This is a genomic window from Microcoleus sp. K5-D4, assembly GCF_036704575.1.
Lineage (GTDB): Bacteria > Cyanobacteriota > Cyanobacteriia > Cyanobacteriales > Microcoleaceae > Microcoleus.
Map to the genome: position 1 here is coordinate 1 of NZ_JAUBSD010000041.1, position 25,702 is coordinate 25,702.

Sequence of the window (25,702 nt, forward strand, 5' to 3'; positions counted from 1 at the left end):
TCGATCGGGCAACTATCGAATCTGACACAGCTTGACCTCGATGGCAATCAGATTAGCGAAATCCCAGATGCGATCGGGCAACTGGCGAATCTGAAACGGCTTGAACTCAGTAGGAATCAGATTACCGAAATCCCAGATGCGATCGGCAAACTATCCAATCTGACACTGCTTTACCTCAATGGCAATCAGATTAGCGAAATCCCAGATGTGATCGGCAAACTGTCGAATCTGACACAGCTTTTCCTCAGTAACAATCAGATTACCCAAATCCCAGAGGCGATCGGGCAACTGTTCCATCTGACACGGCTTTTCCTCAATAACAATCAGATTAGCGAAATCCCAGATGCGATCGGCCAACTATCCAATCTGACACTGCTTTTCCTCAATAGCAATCAGATTACAGCCATCCCAGAGGCGATCGGCCAACTGTTAAATTTGACATGGCTTCAGCTCAATAACAATCAGATTACAGCCATCCCAGAGGCGATCGGCCAACTGTTAAATTTGACATGGCTTCAGCTCAATAACAATCAGATTACCCAAATCCCAGAGGCGATCGGCGAACTATCCAATCTGACTGGGCTTCACGTCGAGAACAATCAGATTACCGAACTCCCAGATGCGATGGGCAAACTGTCGAATCTGACAGAGCTTTTCCTCGATAACAATCAGATTACCGAACTCCCAGATGCGATTGGGCAACTGTCGAATCTGATACAGCTTTTCCTCGATAACAATCAGATTACCGAAATCCCAGATGCGATCGGCCAACTGTCGAATCTGACACAGCTTTACCTCAGTAGCAATCAGATTCAAACTCTTCCTGAATGTTTGGAAACACTGCCAAAACTTGAAACACTCGACCTCCGCTGCAATCCCCTGCCCATTTTTCCAGAAGTTCTATGGCTCGCCCTGAGAGAAGACTCCGGTACTCCCGCCGCCATCTTCAACTACCTGCGCCAACTCCGCAGCGGCGAAGTTCTCCCCCTCAACGAAGCCAAAGTCCTCCTCGTCGGGCAAGGCAGCGTCGGCAAAACCTGCCTGATCAACCGTCTCATCCACAACAAATACAACCCCAACGAGCCCCAAACCGACGGACTCAACATCACAGACTGGAAAATTACAGTCAACACCAAACCCGTCAAACTCAACGTCTGGGACTTCGGCGGACAAGAAATCTACCACGCCACCCACCAATTTTTCCTTACCAAACGCAGCCTCTACCTCCTCGTGTGCAACTGCCGCACCAGCGAAGACGAAAACCGCCTCGAATACTGGCTGAAACTGATCGAAAGCTTCGGCGACGCTTCCCCCGTCATCCTCGTCGGCAACAAATGCGACGAACAACCCCTGGATCTCAACCGCAAAGCCTTGCGCGACAAATATCCCAACATCAAAGCGATTATCGAAACTTCCTGCCAAAGCGGCACCGGCATCGACGAACTCCGCAGCGCCATCCACACGGAAATCTCCCAACTCAAAGAAGTCTACGATCTTTTGCCGCTAAGCTGGTTCCAAGTCAAGCAGCGCCTGGAAAACCTCGAGAAAGACATCATCAGCATCAGCGAATACGCCACCATCTGCGCCAAAGAAAACATCTTTGAAGAAACCGACCAAACCCAACTAATCGGACTGCTGCACAACCTGGGCATTGTCCTCAACTTCCGCGAACATCCCATCCTGCAATCCACCAACATCCTCAATCCCCACTGGGTGACAGAAGGCATCTATGCCCTCCTCAGCGACGACGCACTCAAAGTCAAAACCAAAGGCATTCTCTCCTACGCCGACCTCAGCCGCATCCTCGACTCAAATAAATATCCCCGCCACCGCTACCACTGCCTCACCGGGTTGATGGAGGAATTTGAACTCTGCTTCCCCGTCAGCCATTGTCCCGCGCCGACTTTCCTCATCCCCGGCATTTTGCCCAAAGAACAACCGCAAAACACCGAACTCGAAGGCGAAACCCTGGAATTTCAATATTACTACCGCATCCTCCCCGACAGCATCCTCTCGCGCTTCATCGTCCTCATGCACGAGAAAATCCACAACCGCACCCACTGGCGCACGGGGGTTATGCTGGAGTACAGGGAAGGCGCTGAGGTGTACAACATCGCCCGGATCAAATCTGACCCGGAAGATAAGAAAATCTTTATTGCCGTTAGCGGGCGGGAATCGACGCGGCGTTCTTTCCTCAGCATGATTCGCGATACGTTTACCAAAATCCACAAATCTTTTGCCAATCTGGAAATCAGTCAATGGGTGCCGGTTCCGGGTTATCCCGATGCCGATCCGCTGGATTATGATGAATTGCTAGGGCTGGAGGAGATGGGCCAGACTGAGGTTGTGATCGGCAAACTTAAAACGAGTCGAGATTTGCGGCCGTTGCTGGATGGCTATGAGTCGATCGAACTTCGGCGCAGAAACCAAATGGGCGATCGAGAAATGGGAAAATACGGAAGAGAATATGACGACCTTGTAGATATCGCTAAACTAGCTGTTACTAGACCAATTATTAATAAAGCCGAAGCAAAAATGACTCAAAATTCTTCTGAAACCAACAACTTTCAAGGTGCTTTTCAAGGTGCTAACTTCTCCGGCAATATCGGCGGTTCGTCGAACAGTGCCGAAGTTGCTGGCAATCAATCCCTGCAAAACAATAACACCAATACCGCCGAACTTTTCAAACTGATTTCCTCCATGCGTCAAACCGCCGATCAGTTTCCCGAAGACATCCGCGAGGGGATAATTATCGATATTGAAGATGTTGAAACCGAAATCAAGAAACCGGAAAACCAATGGAATAAAACTCGATTAAAGAAAAGCTTAACAGCTCTTGTAGCGGCGGGTACTGCGATCGGAGTTGGCATCGCTGGCGTGACTGATTTTGCTGATAAGGCGATCGATGTCGGTCAAAAGCTGGGTATAGAACTCAAGCTACCGTCAGGACACTAAATCATTTAAAATTAAAGTGGGGGCGATGTTTGCCCCAATCATTCCACAAACCTCGGTGTTGCCATGCGTAAAATTGTACTATTCATTGCATCTAGTCTGGACGGTTATATCGCCCGCTCGAATGGCGATATTGACTGGCTATTTACAGACCAAAATTACGGTTATAATAAATTCTTAGATAGCATCGATACGGTTCTCATGGGTCGGAAAACTTACGAACAAGTTCTAACTTTTGGCGAGTATCCCTACCAGGAAAAAAAGAGTTATGTTTTTACGAAAAATCTAGATTTTCAAGCCACCTCTGATGTCGAAGTGGTAACAGATTCAGAGAGTTTTGTCAATGATTTGCGCTTGCTTGAAGGCAAGAATATTTGGTTGGTGGGAGGTGCTCTACTGATTCGCGATTTCCTGAATCAAAACTTTGTCAACGAAGTGATTCTCTCGGTGCATCCGCTTATTTTAGGCGAGGGAATCCCTTTATTTGTTAATCCCATAAATACTACAGCTTTGCAGTTAACTGGATGTCAGACATATAGTTCTGGTATGGTTCAGCTATCTTATGATGTCGCCACTTGAGGGCGATCGTAGCAGTGGGCGCGCTCAGGCTGGTATAAGATAAAGATAAAAGCTGTATTAAATAGAAATGGCTGCTAGAGATTTATTTCACGATGCTGTAAAAAAGAGGTAATTGTGGAATGGAAAGAGTAGAGCATTACCGCCAGTGTATCCGCAAATTGCTAACTCAACAAGCAACGCTAGAAAAGCCTAATTCAGACGTTGAATGCCAGCTTGTTTTTGATGGGGAACACGACCACTATCAGTTACTAGATGTTGGCTGGGAGGGGCTAAAGCGGATATACAACTGTTTCATTCATTTGGATATCAAGGATGGCAAAATTTGGATTCAGCGCAATATGACAGAAGTGGATATTGCACGGGAATTTGTCGATATGGGAGTGTCTGAGGATGATATTGTGTTGGGGTTGCATCCACCTTACAAGCGTCCGCATACTGGGTTCGGGGTAGGGTAAAGGAAAATGCGATCGCCGATGATGAAATGTGTTTGCTACTTTTTGCTATTAATATCTTTTTTCTCGGTGGCGCTTCCTGCTGAGGCCTCTGTATGTCGCAATTATCAAGGAAGCGAGATTTGCATTGTCGATATCAAACGCAGTGCGAAAAATTATTGGGAATACAGGGTAATTCTGAGTGTTGATGGAGTGAAACAGCCTCTGGAAGTCTACAATTGCCGCGATCGCACTACAGTTAAGAAAGATGGAACAGTTTTGGCGTTTGGACAAAACAACCCTGGTGAAATCGTCTGCGGTTTTTTTAATCAGAAATAAGCAAATGAAGTTATTGTAAGGTGCGCTTCGGGCTGAATGTGGCTATCACAAACTCAATAATTTTTCCCGAAGCGCAGCCTACGTTAGAATTTGCCGTCTACTGCTGAAACGCAGCGTTCGCAAATTAGCGGATGTTCGATCGACTCGCTGACATGAGTCGAGTAATTCCAGCAGCGATCGCACTTTTCCCCGTCTGCTTTCACTACACCAATCGCCAACTCGGGAGACTGATAGCTGTACGGCAATTCTTGCAGGATTGCATTCGATTCTACCAGTTCCACTTCCGAAGTAATGAACAAATACCGCAGTTCGTCTACACCCTTGCCGGTCATAGTAGAATCGGGCGTTACAGCTATGGAAGCAGGAATTTCTGGTTTGGGTTCGATCGCAACTAATTCTGCTTGCGGGATTTGGGGTGTTTCTACAAACACTTTTTCGGCTGGGGCTGTTTGTACGATCGCCTGTGTTTCTACAAGCACAAGCGCTGTATCTAATGCCGGTGCGAGGACGATCGCCTGTGTTTCTGCAAGTACAAGCGCTGTACTCCGGCCCACCACATCTGCTGTCAGGAAATCAATTTGTTCTGCAATTTTTTGACGGTTGGCGGCAAACAGCAAGTGACGGAAAGCAAACCAGATTGTAAATAAGATGCCGATGACTTCAAAGAAGCCTCCCAACATCGGAATCTGATTCATCGTATCCAAAATCGCCAGCGTTACTCTGCCCGTTACTAACACAGAGGCTAACAGCCCAAGTGTTACCAGCGCTTGTTGGTATTCTGTAAAAAAGTTGCCCGCGTATTCAGGCAAATTAGCTAAAAACTCGGCGGCTTGATCTAAGATTGGCTGCGAATCTGAAGCCGACAGTTCAGGGGCGGAATACTGTACGATCTGAGAAGATCGATCGCCCTTTTCTATCGTTTCTTCCTCAACATAAACTGTCTTTTCTGTCAAGACTTTGGCAACTTTTGCCGCTTGTTCTTCCTGTCGATCTTGTGCTGCTTTTGCCTTCTCATCTGCTGCTAACTCGATGACTGAATTTTGCGATCGCACATAATCCACCAATTCTTCGCTGCTGGGATTCAAAGCTTGCAATTGCTGCCGTTTCTCAACATCGGGAACGTACACCAAAACCTTAGCTTCCAAAGAAGAACCGATCGCCTTTTCCATCCGGGCTTTTTCCAAAACCTTGTTAACTTCGCCCCGCACTTGCCGCAAATACTGCCAGCGAGTAGCCAATTCTGGATTGTGCCATGAAGCATCAATTTGCACCCAACCGGCTTCAAACACGGACTTGTAAGGAGTCGGATAGGGAAGGTACTGCCAAATATCCTCAGCCATGTGACACAAAACAGGTGCGATCGCCCTTGCTAAATTCTCCACAGCAATTGCAATCACCGTCTGACAACTGCGGCGGCGAAGGGTATCTGTCGCGCTGATGTAAAGTCTGTCTTTGGCAATATCCAAGTAAAAATTCGATAAATCTACCGTGCAGAAATTCTGGACAGTTTGGAAAAACCGGGAAAATTGGAAGCTTTCAAAAGCATCTTGGACTTCTGCAAATACTTCGCCCATTCTGTGCAGCATATAGCGGTCGAGTTCCGGCAATTCCTCGTAAGCAACGGCATCTTTTGCGGGGTCAAAGTCGTGCAAATTTCCCAGCAAAAACTTAGCTGTGTTGCGAATTTTGCGGTAAACATCCGACTGCTGTTTGAGAATGTTTTTGCCCAATGGCACGTCTGCTGAGTAGTCTACCGAAGACACCCACAACCGCAAAACATCGGCTCCATATTCCTTAATTACTGACGCCGGATCGACGACATTGCCTTCAGATTTGCTCATCTTGCGGCCTTTTTCATCGAGTACAAAACCGTGAGTCAAAACTGTTTTGTAAGGAGCGACGCCGTTAGTTGCTACACTGGTAAGCAAACTCGATTGAAACCAGCCGCGGTGTTGGTCTGAACCTTCCAAATAGATATCAGCAGGATAGTTTAATTCCGATCGACCTTTGGCAACTGCGGCCCAAGAAGAACCGGAGTCAAACCACACATCCATCGTGTCGGTTCCCTTACGGTAAGTGCGGCCGTTATTGCGGTAAGATTCCGGCAGCAATTCGGCGATCGACAATTCCCACCAAGCATCCGAACCGCGTTCGGCAAAAATGGCTTGCACGTGGGCGATCGTTTCTTCATTTAACAGCGGTTCGTTGGTTTCTTCATCGTAGAATACGGGAATCGGAACGCCCCAAGTCCGCTGGCGAGAAATACACCAATCCGATCTATCGCCCACCATTGCAGTAATCCGATTTTCCCCTTGGGCGGGAATCCAATTCACATCCGCGATCGCTTTTAGGGCTTCATCTCGGAACCCTTCAACGGAGGCAAACCACTGTTCCGTCGCCCGAAAAATAGTTGGTTTTTTGGTGCGCCAATCGTAAGGATAAGAGTGAGCGTAACTTTCCTCTTTAATCAAACAATTTGCTTCGGCAAGGGCATCAATCACTGCGGCATTGCCGTTTCCGAGGACATTTAAACCTACAAACTGTCCGGCTTCTGCGGTAAAATTTCCGTTCTCATCTACGGGTGTTAAAACTGGCAAACCGCAGCGTTTTCCGACGATAAAGTCTTCTTGTCCGTGGCCGGGTGCAGTGTGCACCAATCCCGTCCCGGAATCAGCGGTAATGTAGTCGCCGCCGGCAACGATCGGACTTTCGCGATCGAACAGCGGGTGTTTGTAGATGCAACCTTCTAATTCTTTGCCTTTGAAGGTAGCAAGTATTTTTAATTCAGTGTTAAAAGTTGCCGACAGCCGATCGACCGCATCGACAGCTACTAACATAAATTGTTGTGCGATGTGGGAATTTGCCGGCGGTTCCACCACGGCATAAGTCAATTCGGGATTGACTGCGATCGCCAAGTTTGCCGGAATCGTCCAGGGGGTAGTCGTCCAAATCGCCGCCCAGAGGCTCGGCATATAGCGCTTGAGCTTCGTTTGCAGGGATTTTGACAATTTTCTCACATGAAAGCCGACGTAGATGCTGCGCGACGTGTGGCCTTCAGGATATTCCAATTCGGCTTCGGCGAGGGCTGTTTTCGAGCTCGGACTCCAGTGAACAGGTTTGAAGCCGCGGTAGATGTAGCCTTTGAGTACCATTTGACCGAAAACGCCGATTTGAGCGGCTTCGTATTCGGGCTTCAGGGTTAAATACGGGTGTTCCCAGTCGCCCCAAACGCCGTAGCGCTGGAAGGATTCGCGCTGCTGTTCCATTGTTTGCTGGGCGAAGGCGGCGGCTTTGCGGCGGAGTTCGATCGGGGTAAGATTTAGCCGATCGTCCGATTTCATGTTTTGCAATACTTTAAGTTCGATCGGCAATCCATGACAATCCCAACCGGGCACGTAGCGGACTTTTTTGCCGCGCAGCATTTGGTAGCGGTTGATAAAGTCTTTGAGGATTTTGTTGAGGGCGTGGCCGATGTGGAGTTGTCCGTTGGCGTAGGGTGGCCCGTCGTGGAGGATGAACAAGTCGCCTGGGTTATTTTCCGAAAGGCGATCGTAGATTTCTTGATCTGCCCAAAATTGTTGCAATTCTGGTTCCCGTTTGACGGCGTTGGCGCGCATATCAAACTTGGTTTTGGGCAGATTTACCGTGTCTTTGTAAGATTTAGCTTCCATTTTTGAGAAACGTTTTATGTAGTTAGTTGTTAGTAGTTAGCGGTTATTTGAAAGATGATATCAAGTCCGGTTAAATAATCATAATTAAGTTTGTAGTGACAACTTTAGTCATCTCTCGTCATTGAAGAGCTGACAACCAGATATTTTAGTATAAGCGATCGACCGCACATTTGATCGAACCAAATCCGTAGGGCGAGCTCTCTTCTCCCTCCTCCGCGCCCTCTGCGCCCTCTGCGGTTAAATCATTCATAAATCGAGGTGGCGCTACTCAGTCAGCCAACTGAACATTTCACCGACGGTGAGATTAAAGGATTCGGCAAAGGTTGGAACCGGGATGCGATCGCCCCCTTCTTCAAAAACTGCTATGGTGCGATCGGCAAAATAGACAAATACCAGTTCTTCTTCCGGGTCAATCAGCCAGCCCATCTGGGTTCCGTGGGCGAGACTGTGGAGAATGTTGCGGACGACTTTAGTTTGGCTTTGATCGGGGGAAAGAATTTCGATTGTCCAGTCGGGGGCGATGGCGAAAGTGTTTGCCACTTCGCCGTTTTCGTCGCGGGGAATGCGTTCCCAGGTAAAGACTGCAAGATCGGGTACTGTCGATCGACCGCCAAAGGTACAGCGCAATTCTGGATAGGCGCGGGCGATGCGTTGGGGTTTGAGTACCCGGTTAATGTCAGCACCCAAATCGCTTTGAATTGTGCTGTGTTTTCCTTGGGGCATAGGTTTCTGGATAATTTGACCGTCGATGAATTCGCTGGCGGGTTTGGTTTCCGACAGTTGGAGAAAATCATCGAGACTCAAAGGTTTAGAAGCGGTTTGAACCATTGTTTTTAGTCGATTTAAATTTAATTTGTATTAGTTAAGTGATCGCGCATTTAATTTATCAAGAAAATGGGTCTAAAACCCCGTCCTTCGCTTGACGGCTTTAAGGGGTCTAACTCGTTTGACGGCGAGTCCGACAGGGATTGAAATCCCTGTCTAATAGCGGAAGTCCTCTGCAAGAGGACTGAGGAGGTTGATTAACGTGAAATGCGAAACTCAACATCAAGTTGAATTTAGACTTGCAGTCGGTTTTAACCGACTTTTGCTATGAGACAGGGAATTCATTCCCTGTCGGACTGTCGAACTAGGGCAAGTGAAAACCCCTCATAGAAATACTCCCAACCCGCGGCTGACGGCATTTCCCATGCGATCGCACAATGACGCGGCCGGCACTCCCTGTCCTTCCTGTTCCCATTTTTCCACGAGTTGGCGGCCCAGGGGCGTGAGGCGAAAACTGTCGGTAATCCCTTGTCCGTCTACTTCCCGCCGCAACACACCGACTTGGATCAGCCAGAGTAGGGAGTTTTCGGCTACGAGTTCGGATACGGGCGATCGGGTGTAGCTGCTTTCGACACCCGCATTTGAGGCGATCGCAGTTAGGAAAACACTGTTATCGCGGATGGTCTGGAAGAAGTGTAATTGAAAAGGGGAACAGCGGACGGCGCGATCGGCTCTTTTGACAGTGCGATCGGGATAACTAATAGATTTAAACGCTTCGGATGGGATAAAAGTCATTGCGAGAACTTTTGAATATGTACTAGATCTTTTATAATTACAGATTTAGAGTCAAAGTGGAGTTATAAAACATCTACTACAATTATGACAGCAGGTGAAAATATCCGAAACTTCGGCACGATAAATATTCCGGTTGCAAGTGCCGATCGCCTCTTTTTACAAATACTCCAAATGATTGTTCATTTCTTCAGCATCCACTACCTCCCAAATTAATACTAATCCTTGCAAAATTTCCCCAATTGATTTACTGGTTTGCGGACAGTAAACAATACCCGCGTGAGACAAACCTGCATGATGCAGTCTTAAAAAATCCGTATCTTGGGTAAAAATTACTCGCTCTTGAGACAGGGAAAATGCTAATTGTTGTTCGTCGGATTGCCCGATCATTCCTTGTTCTGGAGTTGTGGTGACATCAATTCCCCGTCTTCGCAATCCATTTCCTATGGCAAGAGTTATATTTTCGTCAAGATGAAATTTTATCTTAGCCATGTTGACGATTTTTTAATTTTTGTTGCAATAGCGATGGGGTTTGAGCTTTCAATTGGCTGGCAAATTCTGCATCTGCTTCGATTGCCGAGCGAATTTCATCTCGACGATCGTGATAATAGGCTAAAGCTGCATAGATGTCAGATAAAGTAATACTCGGATAGTGATACAGAATTTCGTCTGGTGACATTCCCATTTGTTCGTGCCAAACAACTATATCCTGAACTCGGATGCGATGTCCGACGATACGGGGTTTTCCCCCACAGATTCCAGGGGTGATTTCGATATGTTCTTTAATGACCGCGATCGACATGGTAGGGAATTAATATAGGATGTCTCTTATATTTTAGGACAGGTTAGACGAGTTTGGCTGTAAAAGCCATTTTAGGCGATCGCTTTTCTGAGTGGCAAAGATGACTACTCCCAATGTTGAAACCGCCAACCAGGCAGCATATTAATGCGGACTTAACTAATCATCCCCTCAATTTATGGAGCGCTAAACCCAAATTGCCTGAAAATCCGCAACACATAAGCTGGTGACATTTCCCCTGCACCGATATCAATCGGAACAATCCTTTTTATGCCTTCAATTTCACGCATATACAAACGATTATCTCCTTTCCCCTCTCGGTAAAACAGACATCCGTTTTGTGCTTAAATCTTAATTAATGCTTTAGGTTTTAAAAATGGAAGGTTTTTAGGCATAAACTTTCCTGGATTCATAAGTGTCTGAGGCTTCTGCATCTTCTAAAATTAGAAATTTGTGTAACTCATTAATAGAAATAGGGCTGAGACAAACATCAGCCTCTAATTCATAGACTTCGGAAAATAACTCAATAGCTTAGCTTCTTTGAGTTTATCAATAGATTGTTCAGGAGTATTTATTTGACCCACCCAGCCATTGTTTAAACACAAATAAACCCAATGATCGGCATTTTATCTGAGAATTACAGTGTATAAATTAATCATATTTTATTGAGAAATTAGTTTTAATTGAATCAGCAAATTTTGAAAACACACTAATAATTTAACACAAAATTGCCCATCTGATAATTACCTCCGCAGAAACACCAGGGCCCCAGAAAGGTATAGAATACTTAGGATATAGCAATCAATTTACCCACTATGACAGAAGACAAAACATTGACAACCGCTAGCGGAATTCCGGTTGCAGATAACCAGAATTCCTTGACTGCTGGTGAACGCGGGCCTATCCTCATGCAGGATTTTCACCTGATGGAAAAACTGGCTCACTTCAACCGCGAACGCATTCCTGAGCGCGTTGTCCATGCAAAAGGAGCCGCTGCATTTGGCACGTTCACCGTCACCCATGACATTACTCGCTACACCAAAGCTCAGCTATTCTCAGAAGTTGGCAAAGAAACTCAGGTTCTCCTCCGTTTCTCTACAGTAGGCGGCGAACAAGGTTCAGCGGATGCCGAACGTGACCCCAGAGGTTTTTCGATGAAGTTCTACACCGAAGAAGGGAACTGGGATTTAGTAGGCAATAACACCCCTGTTTTCTTCATCCGCGATCCGCTCAAATTCCCTGATTTGATCCACACGCAAAAGCGCCATCCCCAAACGCATCTCAAAGATGCTGACGCGAAGTGGGATTTCTGGTCGCTGAGTCCAGAAGCTTTGCATCAGATAACTATTCTGTTTTCCGATCGCGGTACGCCGAAAAACCACCGCCACATGGACGGTTTTGGCAGCCATACGTTCAGCCTAATCAATGCTCAAGGAGAACGGGTTTGGTGCAAATTCCACTTCAAAACCATGCAAGGTATTGATAATTTCACCGCCGAAGAAGCGACGCAGATCAAAGGCAAAGACCCCGATCATGCGACTCGCGACTTGTTTGAGGCGATCGACCAAGGTAATTATCCCAAATGGCGGTTTTGCATTCAAGTAATGACCGAGGCCCAAGCCGCAGAGTATCGCGAAAACCCTTTTGACTTGACGAAAGTGTGGAAGCACTCAGAGTTTCCGTTAATTGACGTGGGAATTCTTGAACTCAATCGCAATCCACAAAACTTTTTTGCTGAGGTGGAACAGGCGGCATTTTCTCCTTCTAATGTCGTTCCAGGTATTAGCTTCTCTCCCGACAAAGTGCTGCAATCTCGCATCATGTCTTATCCAGATGCTCAACGCTACCGTCTCGGTGCAAACTATCAGCAATTGCCCGTAAATCAACCAAAGTGTCCGGTGATGCACTATCAACGGGATGGCGCAATGGCACCGGGTAACAACGGTGGTAGCGGGCCCAACTACGAACCAAACAGCCACGAGGCTGCGCCGAAGCAAAACTGTGTTTATGCTGACCCAGCTTGGGACTTAGGAAATGTCAAAGTCGATCGCTACGATCACCGTCAGGGAAATGACGATTACACCCAAGCAGGAGACCTCTATCGCTTGATGAAACCCGACGCACAGCAGCGGCTTATCGCTAACATTGTGGAAAGTTTGAGTGCAGCAAAATCGGAGATTCAGATGCGCCAATTGTGCCATTTTTTCCGCGCCGATCCGAATTATGGCCGCCAAGTCGCAGAAGGCTTAGGAATTGCGATCGATCCGTCTATGATGCCCGCTGCTGGTCAACCGGTTGGTGTGTAAGCTGCTACACATCTAATTTGACAGTCAGTTTGTCCGATCGGATTGTCGGATGGTTAAGAAAGCCCCTCTTTCTATTCAATTTAGATGCGTAATAGCTTAGAATCTGAGAACATTTAATAGACATCTGCTTAAAAGCAGATGTCTATTGGAACTATGCGTGTAATAGGCACTCTTAGCCCGCGTCTTAGGTGCAAGCTAAATGCAGTAAAGCTTAACGTCATGGAGTTGGGGCGATCGTGATTTTTTACAAAGGTCTCTTGCAAAGCGACAGAACCAACTAAAATAAGTTGAGGAACTGCAAGAAAAACCAAACAAGGGAAACAAAACTATGACTTTACCAGTTGGGTGCGCTGCCCCTCAATTTACCGCCAAAGACACTAATGGCAACACAGTATCCCTGTCCCAATTCGCAGGTAAAACCGTAATCTTGTATTTCTACCCGAAAGATGACACCCCCGGTTGCACAAGACAAGCCCAAAGCTTTAAAGCAGCTTATGAAGAATACAAGGGCAAAGATCTTGTAGTTCTCGGTGTCAGCCGAGACAACGAAGAGTCGCACCAAAAGTTCACAGAGAAATACGGTTTACCTTTTCAGCTATTAGCAGATGTTGATGGCACGATTACCAAAGCTTACGATGTCGAGAAAGGCGATTATGCCAAGCGCGTTACTTTCGTCATCGACGGTACTGGCAAAATCATTCAAGTTTATGAGGGCGAAACCATGAAAGTTGACACTCACGCTCAAGATATTCTTGTCACCATAGTTTAGTCGAAGTTTAGCCGATCGCACTAACACTCCTACACGCACCAAACGGCTAAAAACCCGGTTTCTTCCTAGATGCCTCGTTGCTATAGGCAATATTGTCCTAGGAACCGGGTTTTTTTCGTAAGTCCTGACTCAGGAAGTGAGGGGTCAAAGGTACAGGGGGAAGCAACTTACTCGAACTAAATTCCTTCCCTCAAAACTTGCACCACAAATCCTCTCAACCAGGCATATATTCGGTTAAGGTGCTCATTGTACGCCTAAAGTGAGATTTGTGGCGCCACTCCCGCCAATAATTAAAAACTTATGCTGGAAAAGGCATTAACCGCCCGTAGGGTGAATCTAGGGGCGATTTTGTCCTAGTTCAGGTCATTGTGTTTAATAAAATCAGAAGTTATCCTTGCTTTAGCTGAATAATTAAGTAGGTAGGGGGATATATAATGACAAACAGCAACATTATTTTAAGTTACTTAGGCCCGCGAGAAATTGAGGTCAATAGAGCCGCGGTCTTAGTTGGCACTTTTGACAAAAATCTAGTGGCAGCGATTTCAGCAACAGAAGGCTCCAATGCCCTGAATGTAGGGATAAATCCCTCTAGAGGCATTTGGAACATCAGTTTAGAAAAAGGATTCGATAGCGCAGGAACTCGCACACTGCAGGTGAGGGCAAGTGATAAGACAGGCAAAGTTATCGGCCAACAAACAATTAACATCAAAGTTAATCCTGCTTCTCTGTCACCCGCTCAATTTTTCACGTTAATTACTCTCACAGATACCAAATTTAAAGCCGGAACGCTGCCCGCCAGCAATCTCAACGAGCTGCAAAAAGCGGACATACCAGCAGGGAAAATTTATCAAGTTACTGACTACGAGTTAGAAGACGGACATCTGAATGTTCAACTAAATAATCCAATTAATCCGGTAGGAAAGTCCGGTTTTTTCTACGAAAAACACGTACTCATCACCAAAGGCGCAACAATTCTCATATTCGATCGCGCTGAGTTGCCGGTTCCGCCGCCTGGAATGCAGTTACTGTGGGTGATAAAAAAGACCTGGTTAAAGTTCACCCCCGTAGATTCTGGAACTTTAGGATCAACTCAGAAATTACAATTTAACCTGGGAGAAACTTTCAATCTTCTTGGCTACGCTTGCGTGGAAAACCATTTCCGAGTCGCTTTTGCTCGGGCAGTTCCTAACCTAGGAACTTCGGGATTTCTGTACTGGCAGCACGTCCAAATTTTGCGAGACGGCAGGGGAATTGAGTATGATAGAAATGCAGTTACGATGACAATCATCAAAACGACTGTGTTTAAAAAGCGGCCGATAAATGCCGCTAGCCTGCCACCCCAAGAAAAAATTACATTGCCGGCGGGAATGATTTACGGAATTGCCGGATTCTCGATCGAACAAAGCCACATTAAAGTCTCGCTGACCGAGAATTTGCCGCAATTTGGCAATACGGGTTTCATTTATCCCGATTTTGTGCAATTCAGCCGCGGTGGCAAATCTTTTAATCCCGCTGTGAATTTAACTTATCAAGGGCCGTCAGAAGTTTTAGTCAATCAGCCGATCGTCCTTCGGGGTACTTTTGACCGGCAACAAGCAGCAAAAATTGACGTGATAGCTGAGGATAAATTTCCCCTAACCGTCACTCTAAACCAAGAAGCCAGCACTTGGCAAGTTAATTTGTCTAAAGGATTTAGCGTAGCGGGAGCTCGGTGGCTTAGGTTGCGGGCAACTGACAGCAAAGGCAACGTTACTGGCAGCCAAATAATTTACATTACCGTAACTTCCGATCCGCTAACTGTCGGACAAGGTTTGACCTTAAAAATAGTTTCTGATACTTTGTTTAAGGTAGCTCCCCTTGATTCTTCCCGGCTCAACAATCAGCAAAAAGTTTTTGTCAAAGCAGGCCAGACGTTGACCGTTAGCAAATACGGATTTATTGACGGGCATCTCAAGGTGGTTCTGGATTCAGCAATTTGGCCTGTAGGCACTTTTGGCTATTTTTATGAACCCGACGTTCAGTTAGCCAAAGGTACTCAAATCCTAAAATTTAACCTGGCTGACGTACCGAATAGCAACGTCAGCGCTCAACTTTTGGTAACTCAAACAACTCAGATTAAAGCTAAGCCCGAAGATTCATCGAAACTGCCGGCTGATCAAATGGCTGACCTACTTTTAGGCACTACCTATGCCATCACTGGTTATGCCTGCATTTTGGGGCATTTCCGAGTAACTCTTGCCGAATCTATTCCCGGTTTCGGCAATATCGGATTTATTTATTGGCAGGACGTTAAAATTAAAAAAGACGGCAAAGAAGTTCCCTTTGACCCCGATGCTTTGACCATGACAATCCTGCAAGCAACTGTCTTTAAAAAACGGCCGGTAGATTCTGCTAGCCTGAGCAGTAGCGAGAAAACTACGCTGCCTTTAGGTCGAGTTTACGGCGTGAACAGCTACGGTGCGGAAGGATCTCACCTGAAAGTTTCCCTGACTGAAGAACTGCCTAATTTTGGCAATACAGGTTATGTTTTTCCTAGTTTTGTTCAGTTCAAGCGGGGAGATAAAATTTTCGATCCGGTTCCGAACAATGTGGAATTGAACGTGCCCTATTTTTCGCAGCGGGACAATCCGCGTTTTGACTGGTCTACTTGCAACGTAACTTCGATCGCCATGGTGCTTTATTATTATGGCCTTCGTTCTGAGTGGGGCGGACAGTTGGAGGATGAGTTGTTGCAGTGGTGTTTCGATTATGCCGGCCAGGGTTCTCAAACGGATCACAGTGTGCTTTCGGCGCTGATTCAAGCTTACGGGTTTAAGACGAGTTTTAGTACGACTCGCACGTGGGCAGAAGTGCGATCGGAATTGCTGAATCGGCGGCCAGTAGTTTTAGCCGGAGATTTTACTGCGGCCGGTCACATTCTTACTGTAATTGGCTACAATTCTCAGGGTTATATCGTGCAAGATCCTTGGGGAAATGCACTCACTGGTTACAGCGATACTGAGGGAAGAAAGTTGATGTATCCCTACAGTTACGTAAATCAAGTTGCTGGGCCAGATGGGAATGTTTGGGCGCATTTTATCTATCCATAATCTACTCTACGGTTTGCAATTTGTGAGGCACTACGCCTATTAGTAAGGTGTGCATAACAGCTATTCGTAAGGTACTGAATGCACACCCTACCTAACTTAGGAAATCTTGCGCTTACTTTTGCGTTTTGCTGCGCCAATACCTAAAAAGCTCAATCCTAGTAAAGTACCAAACCAAGTAGAAGGTTCGGGTACAGCCTCAAACGATCCTTGAATAGCGATCGCATCATTAGCGCACTCGGCAAAAAAGTTAGCAATATAGTTACCCGAAGGCATTGAGGATTTATTGAAACTGAATCCAATTGTTTGAGAACCTACTGCATTAAACTGAGCAAAATCAAGACCGAGAGCGTTCAAAGTTGCTGGCGTTAAAAATTTGATTTCTCCTACTTTTGTACCCGTACCTATTGAGTTGAGAATAGTATAGTTTCCTGTTTGTTGAAAATAGGGGTCTGTGGCAGCTAAATCGCCCATTGATGGGGTGCCGCCTTGAGATGCCACTACCGTATTGAATTGGTTTAAATTGGTAAATCCAAAGTTAATTTGGGTGACATTTTTAGCAGTAACGTTACTGTAAATGCCAGCCGTGGCTACGCTTGAGTCATTTCCTTCGGCAAAGCGGATACCAAACAAGCTGCCGTTTGCGTTAGCTGTATTGAAGTTTTGCCCGGAAAAATTGAAGAATAAATCGCCGTAGTTGATGTTGCCTCTTTGAGCTAGTGGGTCGGCATATCCTGCTAAACTTAGATTAGAGTTGATGGCGATGAAAGCTGTATCTGATGTTTCTTTGATGGCGATGCCGTAAAATTCAAATTCCCCGCCGCCGATTTGGGGCCCTGTCACGCCGTCGTTAAAGGAATCGATCGCATAATTCCAGCCGTTAGATAGCGTTGCTGCTGTAGCTTTTTGTTGCTGTAGTGCGAAAAGGGCACAGAAAATAGCCACTGAGTAAGTCCAGTGGATGCTGTTTTTAGCAATGGATTTCATAAAATGCTCCCTAGGAATCATTGTTAAATTGTCAAGTCTGCTCGCTCGACTGTTTTTAATTTTTAGTAAATCATACCTTCTGACCGAATTTCTTAAAGTTTTGCTAAAAATTTGGTCGGGCTACATCCTATCAACTAGATTGGTTAAAACAACCAACTCATGCCCGTAGCTCAATACAAGAATTACGCAGGCACAGTATTATAGTGGGGCTGCATAAGTCCTGTAGGTGCAAATAAACCGACTACCGGGTTGGGGCGGTTGAGAACAGCAATAAACTGCCTGCAAGTTCTGATCTAGGCGGTACCCGCCTCTACAATATCTTATTGTTTTTTCATGCTGAGCCATTTAATTGATTTTTTATTAATTACCAATTAATTTTGACAATTGGGGGCGTGAGGTTATGGATGCCGAGGCCGGATTTTATTAATAATTCGATTGTTTGATTAATAATTTTCATAAATAGTCTTTCATCCCCAGCCCTGTTCAATAATTATAATTACGTTGGTTGGGATGACTTGATTCCTCAAACTCCTCAAATGCCGCTCGCGCACAACAATTTTACTAATTTTACCATCAGCTTTCCACCCAAGCGGCTCTCAATTGAGCATCAAAACTGTGAATCACCACTTTTTCTGTAAGTGCCGCACAAAAGGATAATTGGATAATCAAAAAAAATCATACGGCAACAACGATCGCAAGTTTTGAGAACACCCAATCAACTTCCGGCCCTACATCCGCTGCAGGCATCGTGGGTTCATTCTAACTCGGCCGATGGTTTCTGCACTCTTATGCGCTGCATAAAACAATCAAATTTTTAAATGCTGTTAATATATCGCCGACAGTTCGTTGACTATCTTGACTCTTCCCTTAATCACAGAACGCAGCAGGCGGTTGATCGAATGTCTGTATTCCTCGTCGAGAGAGTCATCCAAAACAGCGGCCATCAAGCCGTAGCGATCGGCTAGAGTCAAACAACCTGTATCCGTAACAGAAGCAAGCATTTCGGAAATAGCGCCGGGGATAAGTTGAACTGAAAACATGAGACGTTCCCTGAATTCGATACTTATATCATCTCTCGTTGTCCGAAAATTAATAGTGACGCTGGCATAGCACACAACGTGATGTTTTGAGGCAAACTGTGTGACAGCGACCGCTCTAATGTTGTGACGATCTCGTTTTAAGTCTGCGATCGCACTCACAACATTAATCTTAGATATTCCAATTTCCCCCTCTTCCTTCGTAAATCTAAAGATTTAGAGAGATTTTTCGGTTTTTTGGGTGTCTTTACCCATTTCCCATGTATAAAACGCATCGGCCTTATGCGAAATATTCATAAAACTCAATATTTTGTAAAAATAGCTACGAATATTTACAATCGTGGGCTTTACATTAGCTCATAACAAAGGTGCATCGAAACGCAGCGATCGACCGAATCATCGGTAGCAACTATAACCATAAATAGTTTGGCGACGTTCGAGCCAGCGCCCAGTCAAGCTCAAGTTTACAGAAAACCAACCATGCTTAAAAGAAATTCCATCTAGTAACTAAATATACAGTTTTAAATCCATACAGTCACTAAGGTTAGCAGGAAACACACACTTTATGCTCCAAGTCAATACCTCCCCACACAAGCCAGCAGCGAGGGTAAACCGATGACCCAAACAATTGAACCCAAAGCCCAAGCGAGCCTGAACAAGTTTGAAAAACTCAAAGCCGAAAAAGATGGCTTAGCATTAACAGCCGAACTCGACCACTTCGCCGCAATTGGCTGGGAAGCTATGGACGAAATCGATCGCGAGCACCGCCTCAAATGGCTCGGCATCTTCTTTCGGCCAGTAACTCCCGGCAAATTCATGATGCGGCTGCGCTTGCCCAACGGCATCATTACTAGCAATCAAACCAGAACGCTAGCAGAAATCGTCCAACGCTACGGCGACGACGGCAGCGCCGACATCACCACCAGACAAAACCTGCAATTGCGCGGAATTCGCATCGAAGACGTACCCGACATCTTCCGCCGCCTCAAAGAAGCGGGCATGACCAGCATCCAGTCTGGCATGGACAACGTACGCAACATCACGGGTTCCCCAGTCGCGGGCCTAGACGCCGACGAACTGATAGATACGCGGGAACTGGCGAACCAAGTTCAAGATTTGATTACGAACAGCGGCGAAGGCAACCCCGCGTTTTCAAATTTGCCGAGAAAGTTTAATATTGCGATCGCAGGCTGCCGCGACAACTCAGTCCACGCAGAAATCAACGACATCGCCTTCGTACCCGCTTACAAAGACGGCAACATCGGCTTTAACGTTTTAGTCGGCGGTTTCTTCTCCGCCAAACGCTGCGAAGCTGCAATTCCTCTCAACGCATGGGCAAGTCCCAGCGACGTTGTAGATTTGTGCAAAGCAATTTTAACTGTGTTTCGCGATCAAGGCCCGAGAGCAAACCGCCAAAAATCGCGGCTGATGTGGCTGATTGACGAACTCGGAATCGAACAATTCCGAGCCGAAGTCGAACGAGAATTAGGGCGCACTTTGCCTCCAGCCGCGCCCAAAGATGAAATCATCTGGGAAAAACGCGACCACATCGGCATCTACCCCCAAAAACAATCAGGACTCAACTATGTAGGGCTGCACGTTCCAGTCGGACGGCTGCAGGCATCGGATTTGTTCGATTTGGCCAGAATTGCCGAGGTTTACGGCAGCGGTGAGCTCAGGCTCACTGTCGAAGAAAACGTGATTATTCCCAACGTTCCCGACTCGCGGATTGAATCGCTGGTCAAAGAACCGCTGTTGCAGCGTTTTTCGCTCGATCCCGCACCGCTGACACGAGCCTTGGTTTCCTGCACCGGCGCCAAGTTTTGCAACTTCGCCCTCATCGAAACCAAAAGCCGCTCCGTGGCAATGATTGAGGAACTCGAAGCCGAACTTTCAGTACCCAAACCGGTCAGAATTCACTGGACGGGTTGCCCCAATTCCTGCGGTCAACCCCAAGTAGCAGACATTGGTTTGATGGGAACCAAAGTTCGCAAGAACGGCAAAACCCTCGAAGGTGTAGACATTTACATGGGAGGCACAGTCGGAAAAGACGCTCATTTGGGTACTTGCGTCCAAAAAAGCATCCCTTGCGAAGACCTCAAACCAGTGCTGCATCAATTGTTAGTCGAGCAGTTTGGGGCAGTTCCCAAAGAGATTACAGGGGATGTAGCTGTGCTGAACCGGCAACTGCAACTGACGGTTGACAGGGACGAAACGGCAGTCCCCGCAGCCAAACCTCAGACATCTACTGTCATTTTCGCTCGATCGGGCAAAGAAGTTGCTTGCAGCGAAGATGAGTTCATTCTCGATGTTGCCGAACGGGCCGGAGTCGAACTTGACAGCAATTGCCGATCGGGAAGCTGTGGCACTTGCCAGCAAAAACTCCTTGAAGGCCAAACAGTCTACGACAGCCAACCCGACGCGGCCCGAGACTTAGAACCAGGGTTCATTTTAGCTTGCAGCGCGCGGGCGATCGGCAAAGTGTCGATCGACGCCTAATCTCACATTGTGAGATGCGATGCGAAGGTTCCGAATCAATCTCACATCTCACATTTCCACGATCTCAAAGTACAACAACAATTCAAGACAAATGAGCAACCTTTCCCGAAGAAAATTCATCATCACCGCCGGAGCAACAGCAGCCGGCACCCTCCTAGCGCACGGTTGCAGTTCCAGTTCCCCCACATCTAGCGCAACTCCCAGCGGCGCCACACCCAGCGCCACCCCAGCAGTCAACATCAACCCCGCCGACGCCCCAGAAGTTACCGCAGCCAAACTCGGATTCATCGCCCTCACCGACTCAGCACCCTTAATCATCGCCCAAGAAAAAGGGTTATTTGCCAAGTACGGCATGAAAGACGTACAAGTTACCAAACAAGCATCTTGGCCAGTTACTCGCGACAACTTAGAACTCGGTTCCGACAAAGGTGGCATTGACGGCGCCCACATCTTATCCCCGATGCCTTATCAAATGGCATTAGGCACTATTACCAAAGGCAATCAGCCAGTCCCCATGTATCTTGTCGCCCGGTTAAATACTAACGGCCAGGCAATTTCCCTCAGCAAAAAATACCTAGATTTAAAAGTAGGTACTGACAGCAAACCTCTCAAAGAAGCCCTCGCCAATCAAAAAATTGCTATAACTTTTCCCGGCGGCACCCACGACTTGTGGATGCGCTACTGGCTAGCAGCCGGCGGTATTAATCCAGATACAGATGTTTCCGTGATTCCCATACCCCCGCCCCAAATGGTAGCGAACATGAAATCTGGCAGCATGGAAGCCTTTTGCGTAGGCGAACCTTGGAATGCTCAGCTAGTTACTCAAAAGGTAGGATACACCGCCTTAGTAACCGGAGAACTTTGGAAAGACCACCCAGAAAAAGCTTTTGCTTTAAGAGGAGATTGGGTTGACAAAAACCCCAAAGCTGCTAAAGCAATAACAATGGCCGTACTGGAAGCCCAGCAGTGGTGCGACAAGGCAGAAAATCACGATGAAATGTGCCAAATCATCTCTCAAGATAAGTGGTTAAAAGTTCCAGTAGCAGATATTATCGGTCGCTCTAAGGGTCAAATTGACTACGGTACCGGCCGCATTGAAGCTGCCAGCCCAGTGGCGATGAAATTCTGGGCTGATAATGCTTCTTATCCCTACAAGAGCCATGATACTTGGTTCTTAACTGAAAATATTCGTTGGGGTTATATGCCGGCAACTACCGACATCAAAGCCACGGTTGATAAAGTTAACCGCGAAGATATTTGGAAAGCAGCAGCGACAGCACTTGGCGTTCCCGCTGCCCAAATTCCTACTACCACTTCTCGCGGTGTTGAAACCTTCTTTGACGGCGTAAAGTTTGACCCAGAAAAACCACAAGAATATCTGAATGGTCTGGCAATCAAAAAAGCATAATTAGTTTGTCAAGTGTCAACACTCAAGTGTCAACACTTGACAAACGCCTAAAATTGACGGTGTTGGGCAGAGTGAAACGGAGGGCTCGTTCCAAGGGCTAAACCTGCTAAGCTCTGTTCAAAGTATCTACAAATAATCGATTATTCACAAGACTGCAAAAACAAAAATGGCAACAAACCTCGCTGTTACTAAAAGCAAAAATCCAGTAAATTTCGTTCTGGATCAGGTTCAAAAAAACCGCCGAAAAATCATCCGCCCGCTGGTAGCAATTACAGTTCTGCTCATAATCTGGCAAATCCTCTGCCACGATGCCTCATCCACCTTGCCGGGGCCAATCAAAGCTGTCCAAGAAAGCTGGAATCTAATTATCAATCCTTTCTTCGACAACGGCGGTACAGACAAAGGCTTGTTCTGGCAAATTTTGGCTAGCTTGCAGCGGGTGGCGATCGGCTTTACTTTGGCAGCAGTTCTTGGCATCAGTTTAGGCATCCTGATCGGCACAAACTCCTTAATGTTCGATGCTTTAGACCCGCTGTTTCAAGTATTCAGAACTATCCCGCCCCTGGCTTGGCTGCCGATCGCCCTGGCAGTATTTCAACAGTTCAATCCCTTTGAAGGCATGGGGGTAAAAGCTAACGAAGTATCAGCACTATTCGTAATCTTAATTACCGCCATCTGGCCGATCCTAATTAACACCACAGTAGGCGTTCAACAAATACCCCAAGACTACAGAAACGTCGCCCGCGTCTTGCGCCTCCCCAATCAAAAATACTTCTGGAAAATCCTGCTTCCCTCTTCAGTTCCTTACATCTTCACTGGCTTGAGAATTGGTATCGGTTTGTCTTGGCTGGCGATCGTAGCTGCGGAAATGTTAGTCGGCGGCGTCGGCATCGGGTTCTTCATCTGGGACGCTTACAATAGTTCTAGACTCAGCGCAGTGATTCTAGCAGTGCTTTATGTAGGAATTGTCGGTTTAATTTTAGACAGAATCGTTGGTTTCATCGCTTCCAAAGTTGTTCCGGAAGAACAGAAATAGAATTTGGGCATCGGGCATCGGGCATCGCGCCTGGCGAATGGGGCATGGGGAATGGTTGCCAACTACAAACTGGTAGAAATTAGTTGTAAATTAATGCCCAATGCCCAATGCCCAATGCCCAATTAATAATCAGCATCATACAAATTACAAACTAACCTAAAATTACCATGTCAGTATTTGTTGAAGTAGACCACGTAGACCGCGTATTTAATTTGCCCAATGGAGAGCAATACATCGCTCTTAAAAATATCGAACTGAAAATTAAAAAAGGAGAATTCATCACCTTAATTGGACACTCTGGCTGCGGCAAATCTACGCTGCTAAATATCATCGCCGGCCTCGACAAAGCAAGTCAGGGCGGGATTACTTTAGAAGGGCGCGAAGTCCGCGATCCAGGCCCGGATAGAATGGTGGTGTTTCAAAATTACTCGCTGCTACCTTGGCTGACGGTGCGCGAAAATATTGCCCTAGCAGTAAATGAAATTTACAGCGGTAACTCTCAAGAAGATCGCGAGTTGGTGATCGAACACCACATTAAATTGGTCGGACTCGGACACGCGGCAGACAAACGACCAGGCGAAATTTCTGGGGGGATGAAACAAAGAGTTGCGATCGCCCGCGCCCTGGCGATTCGCCCGAAATTGCTGCTGCTAGACGAACCCTTCGGAGCTCTCGATGCTTTAACTCGCGGCGGTTTGCAAGACCAGTTGATGAAAATTTGCGAAGAAAGTAAAGTCACCAGCGTGATGGTAACTCACGACGTGGATGAGGCTTTATTACTGAGCGATCGCATTGTGATGCTCACCAACGGCCCGGAAGCGCAAATCGGGCAAATCCTCGAAGTGAACATTCCCCGCCCCCGCAAGCGCATGGAAGTTGTCAACCATCCGAGTTACTACGCGCTGCGTAACGAAATGGTTTACTTCCTCAACCAGCAAAAGCGGGTCAAACAGCGCCGGGCCAAACAACAACCGCCTGTCATCGCCCGCAACGGCCTGGAAAAAATCAACCTCGACATCGGCTTTATTCCCCTCACCGACTGCGCCCCCTTAGTAGTAGCTAAAGAAAAAGGCTTCTTCAAAGCGCACGGCTTGGAAGAAGTTACTCTCAGCCGCGAACCGGGCTGGAAAGCGATCGCCAAAGGAGTCGCCGAAGGACGGCTGGACGCGGCGCAAATGGTCGCAGGAATGCCGATCGGGATGCTGTTGGGCCTCGACGGTGAAGCCCCTGTACCCGTCTGTAGCGCCATGACGCTCTCTCGCAACGGCAATTCGATTATTTTCAACAAAGACCTTTACAGACAAGGCATTCGGACATTAGAGGATTTCAAAGCTGCGATCGCCAAGAGTCCCGATAAAGTTCACACCTTGGGCATGGTCCACTCGGCCTCCATGCACAATCTGCTGTTCCGCTACTGGCTGGCAGCCGGTGGCATCGACCCCGACCTCGACGTGGGCTTGACCGTGATTCCGCCCCCACAGATGGTAGCGAATTTAAAAGCAGGCAACATTGACGGCTACTGCTCAGGCGACCCCTGGAACTCCCACGCAGTCAACAGTGGTACGGGTTTTGTCATGGCCCGTTCCCTCGATATTTTGCCCGGACACATCGAAAAAGTTCTCGGTGTTAGCGAAGATTGGGCTCAGAAATATCCTCAAACCCACCTCGCCCTCGTCAAAGCGCTTTTGGAAGCCTGCGACTATTGCGACGACCGCCGCAACCGCGAAGAAGTCCTAGGATTGATTAGCCAAGAACAATACATCGGCGCCGATCCGAAAGACATCCGTCCGGGGTTCCTCGATCCGTACAACTCCGGTACGGAGGCAGAACCCGAAATGCTTTACAACTTCAACCAGTTCTACGTTGACAAAACCAATTTTCCAGACCGCCTAGAAATGGTGTGGGTGATGGCGCAGATGGCTCGCTGGGGACTGATTCCGTTCCCGAAAAACTGGGTGGAAGTGGTCGATCGAGTTTTGCGGCCTGATGTTTTCGGTCAAGCCGTGCGCGAATTGGGTTTGCCGGATATCGCCAGAGATCGCCGGACGATCGAGCTATTTGACGGCACTGTGTTTAATCTCGACGACCCGATCGACTATCTTCAGAATGTCAAAATCAAACGCGGCCTTCGCATTGAAGAAATTCTAATTGAACAAATAGGCAGTCAATGTTCCATCAAACTGCCAGCATAATCAGCAAATAGGAAGAGGGAGTGAGGAGCAAGAAATCAGGAAACAAGACTCCAC

General features: G+C 47.0%; 18 protein-coding genes. 11 read left to right on the forward strand and 7 right to left on the reverse strand.

All coding sequences use genetic code 11. The features are described 5' to 3' along the window. From QUA77_RS14665 to QUA77_RS14680, 4 genes are all read left to right on the forward strand, one after another. Window positions 1-2,955, forward strand: a 2,955-nt coding sequence (locus QUA77_RS14665) for a leucine-rich repeat domain-containing protein (protein ID WP_333450825.1), incomplete at its 5' end; no start/stop codon positions are given. Window positions 2,956-3,018: 63 nt separating this feature from the next. Next, window positions 3,019-3,531 carry a dihydrofolate reductase family protein gene (locus tag QUA77_RS14670; RefSeq protein ID WP_333450827.1) on the forward strand — a complete coding sequence of 171 codons (513 nt, stop codon included), beginning with the start codon at window positions 3,019-3,021 and terminating at the stop codon, window positions 3,529-3,531. Between the two features lie 119 nt (window positions 3,532-3,650). Further along, window positions 3,651-3,986 carry a XisI protein gene (locus QUA77_RS14675; RefSeq protein ID WP_333450829.1) on the forward strand — a complete coding sequence of 112 codons (336 nt, stop codon included), beginning with the start codon at window positions 3,651-3,653 and terminating at the stop codon, window positions 3,984-3,986. Window positions 3,987-4,028: 42 nt separating this feature from the next. After that, window positions 4,029-4,301, forward strand: a complete 273-nt coding sequence (locus QUA77_RS14680) for a hypothetical protein (protein ID WP_333450831.1) — start codon at window positions 4,029-4,031, stop codon at window positions 4,299-4,301. A gap of 83 nt (window positions 4,302-4,384) precedes the next feature. Here QUA77_RS14680 and ileS read toward each other — a convergent pair whose 3' ends face one another. The 5 genes from ileS to QUA77_RS14705 form a co-directional block, all read right to left on the reverse strand. Further along, on the reverse strand, window positions 4,385-7,972 hold the full coding sequence (ileS, locus tag QUA77_RS14685) for an isoleucine--tRNA ligase (RefSeq protein WP_333450833.1): 3,588 nt from the start codon (window positions 7,970-7,972) through the stop codon (window positions 4,385-4,387). 264 nt (window positions 7,973-8,236) lie between these two features. Further along, the gene (locus QUA77_RS14690; RefSeq protein ID WP_333035926.1) at window positions 8,237-8,800 is read right to left on the reverse strand and encodes a Uma2 family endonuclease; all 564 of its coding nucleotides are present in this window, start codon (window positions 8,798-8,800) and stop codon (window positions 8,237-8,239) included. A 321-nt stretch (window positions 8,801-9,121) separates the two neighbouring features. Further along, window positions 9,122-9,532, reverse strand: a complete 411-nt coding sequence (locus QUA77_RS14695) for an Npun_F0494 family protein (RefSeq protein ID WP_333450836.1) — start codon at window positions 9,530-9,532, stop codon at window positions 9,122-9,124. A 156-nt stretch (window positions 9,533-9,688) separates the two neighbouring features. Next, complete coding sequence (locus QUA77_RS14700) at window positions 9,689-10,021, reverse strand: DUF5615 family PIN-like protein (RefSeq protein ID WP_333450837.1); 333 nt, start codon at window positions 10,019-10,021, stop codon at window positions 9,689-9,691. Further along, a complete protein-coding gene (locus QUA77_RS14705) occupies window positions 10,014-10,331 on the reverse strand; it encodes a DUF433 domain-containing protein (protein WP_333450840.1) in 318 nt (105 codons plus the stop codon). The genes QUA77_RS14700 and QUA77_RS14705 overlap by 8 nt, the downstream gene beginning before the upstream one ends. A gap of 812 nt (window positions 10,332-11,143) precedes the next feature. Between QUA77_RS14705 and QUA77_RS14710 the strand changes: the two genes are divergently transcribed. The 3 genes from QUA77_RS14710 (at window position 11,144) to QUA77_RS14720 (ending at window position 16,492) form a co-directional block, all read left to right on the forward strand. After that, window positions 11,144-12,634, forward strand: a complete 1,491-nt coding sequence (locus tag QUA77_RS14710) for a catalase (RefSeq protein WP_333450841.1) — start codon at window positions 11,144-11,146, stop codon at window positions 12,632-12,634. A 328-nt stretch (window positions 12,635-12,962) separates the two neighbouring features. Next, the gene (locus tag QUA77_RS14715) at window positions 12,963-13,403 is read left to right on the forward strand and encodes a peroxiredoxin (RefSeq protein WP_333062778.1); all 441 of its coding nucleotides are present in this window, start codon (window positions 12,963-12,965) and stop codon (window positions 13,401-13,403) included. A 434-nt stretch (window positions 13,404-13,837) separates the two neighbouring features. Further along, a complete protein-coding gene (locus tag QUA77_RS14720; RefSeq protein WP_333450843.1) occupies window positions 13,838-16,492 on the forward strand; it encodes a C39 family peptidase in 2,655 nt (884 codons plus the stop codon). A 96-nt stretch (window positions 16,493-16,588) separates the two neighbouring features. Here the strand turns inward: QUA77_RS14720 and QUA77_RS14725 are convergent, their stop codons facing one another. Continuing rightward, window positions 16,589-17,476: a PEP-CTERM sorting domain-containing protein gene (locus QUA77_RS14725; RefSeq protein WP_333450844.1), complete on the reverse strand. Its 888-nt coding sequence runs from the start codon at window positions 17,474-17,476 to the stop codon at window positions 16,589-16,591. An 824-nt stretch (window positions 17,477-18,300) separates the two neighbouring features. Further along, on the reverse strand, window positions 18,301-18,516 hold the full coding sequence (locus QUA77_RS14730) for a hypothetical protein (protein ID WP_333138658.1): 216 nt from the start codon (window positions 18,514-18,516) through the stop codon (window positions 18,301-18,303). 612 nt (window positions 18,517-19,128) lie between these two features. On the opposite strand from QUA77_RS14730, the gene QUA77_RS14735 reads away from it, so the two are divergent. The 4 genes from QUA77_RS14735 to QUA77_RS14755 all read left to right on the forward strand — a co-directional run bounded on the left by QUA77_RS14735 (window position 19,129) and on the right by QUA77_RS14755 (window position 25,648). After that, window positions 19,129-21,012, forward strand: a complete 1,884-nt coding sequence (locus QUA77_RS14735) for a ferredoxin--nitrite reductase (protein WP_445302079.1) — start codon at window positions 19,129-19,131, stop codon at window positions 21,010-21,012. Between the two features lie 91 nt (window positions 21,013-21,103). Then, window positions 21,104-22,420, forward strand: a complete 1,317-nt coding sequence (locus QUA77_RS14745) for a CmpA/NrtA family ABC transporter substrate-binding protein (protein WP_333035911.1) — start codon at window positions 21,104-21,106, stop codon at window positions 22,418-22,420. A 166-nt stretch (window positions 22,421-22,586) separates the two neighbouring features. Next, window positions 22,587-23,456 carry a nitrate ABC transporter permease gene (gene ntrB, locus QUA77_RS14750; protein ID WP_333035909.1) on the forward strand — a complete coding sequence of 290 codons (870 nt, stop codon included), beginning with the start codon at window positions 22,587-22,589 and terminating at the stop codon, window positions 23,454-23,456. A 167-nt stretch (window positions 23,457-23,623) separates the two neighbouring features. Then, window positions 23,624-25,648: a nitrate ABC transporter ATP-binding protein gene (locus tag QUA77_RS14755; RefSeq protein ID WP_333450847.1), complete on the forward strand. Its 2,025-nt coding sequence runs from the start codon at window positions 23,624-23,626 to the stop codon at window positions 25,646-25,648. Window positions 25,649-25,702 lie beyond the last annotated feature (54 nt).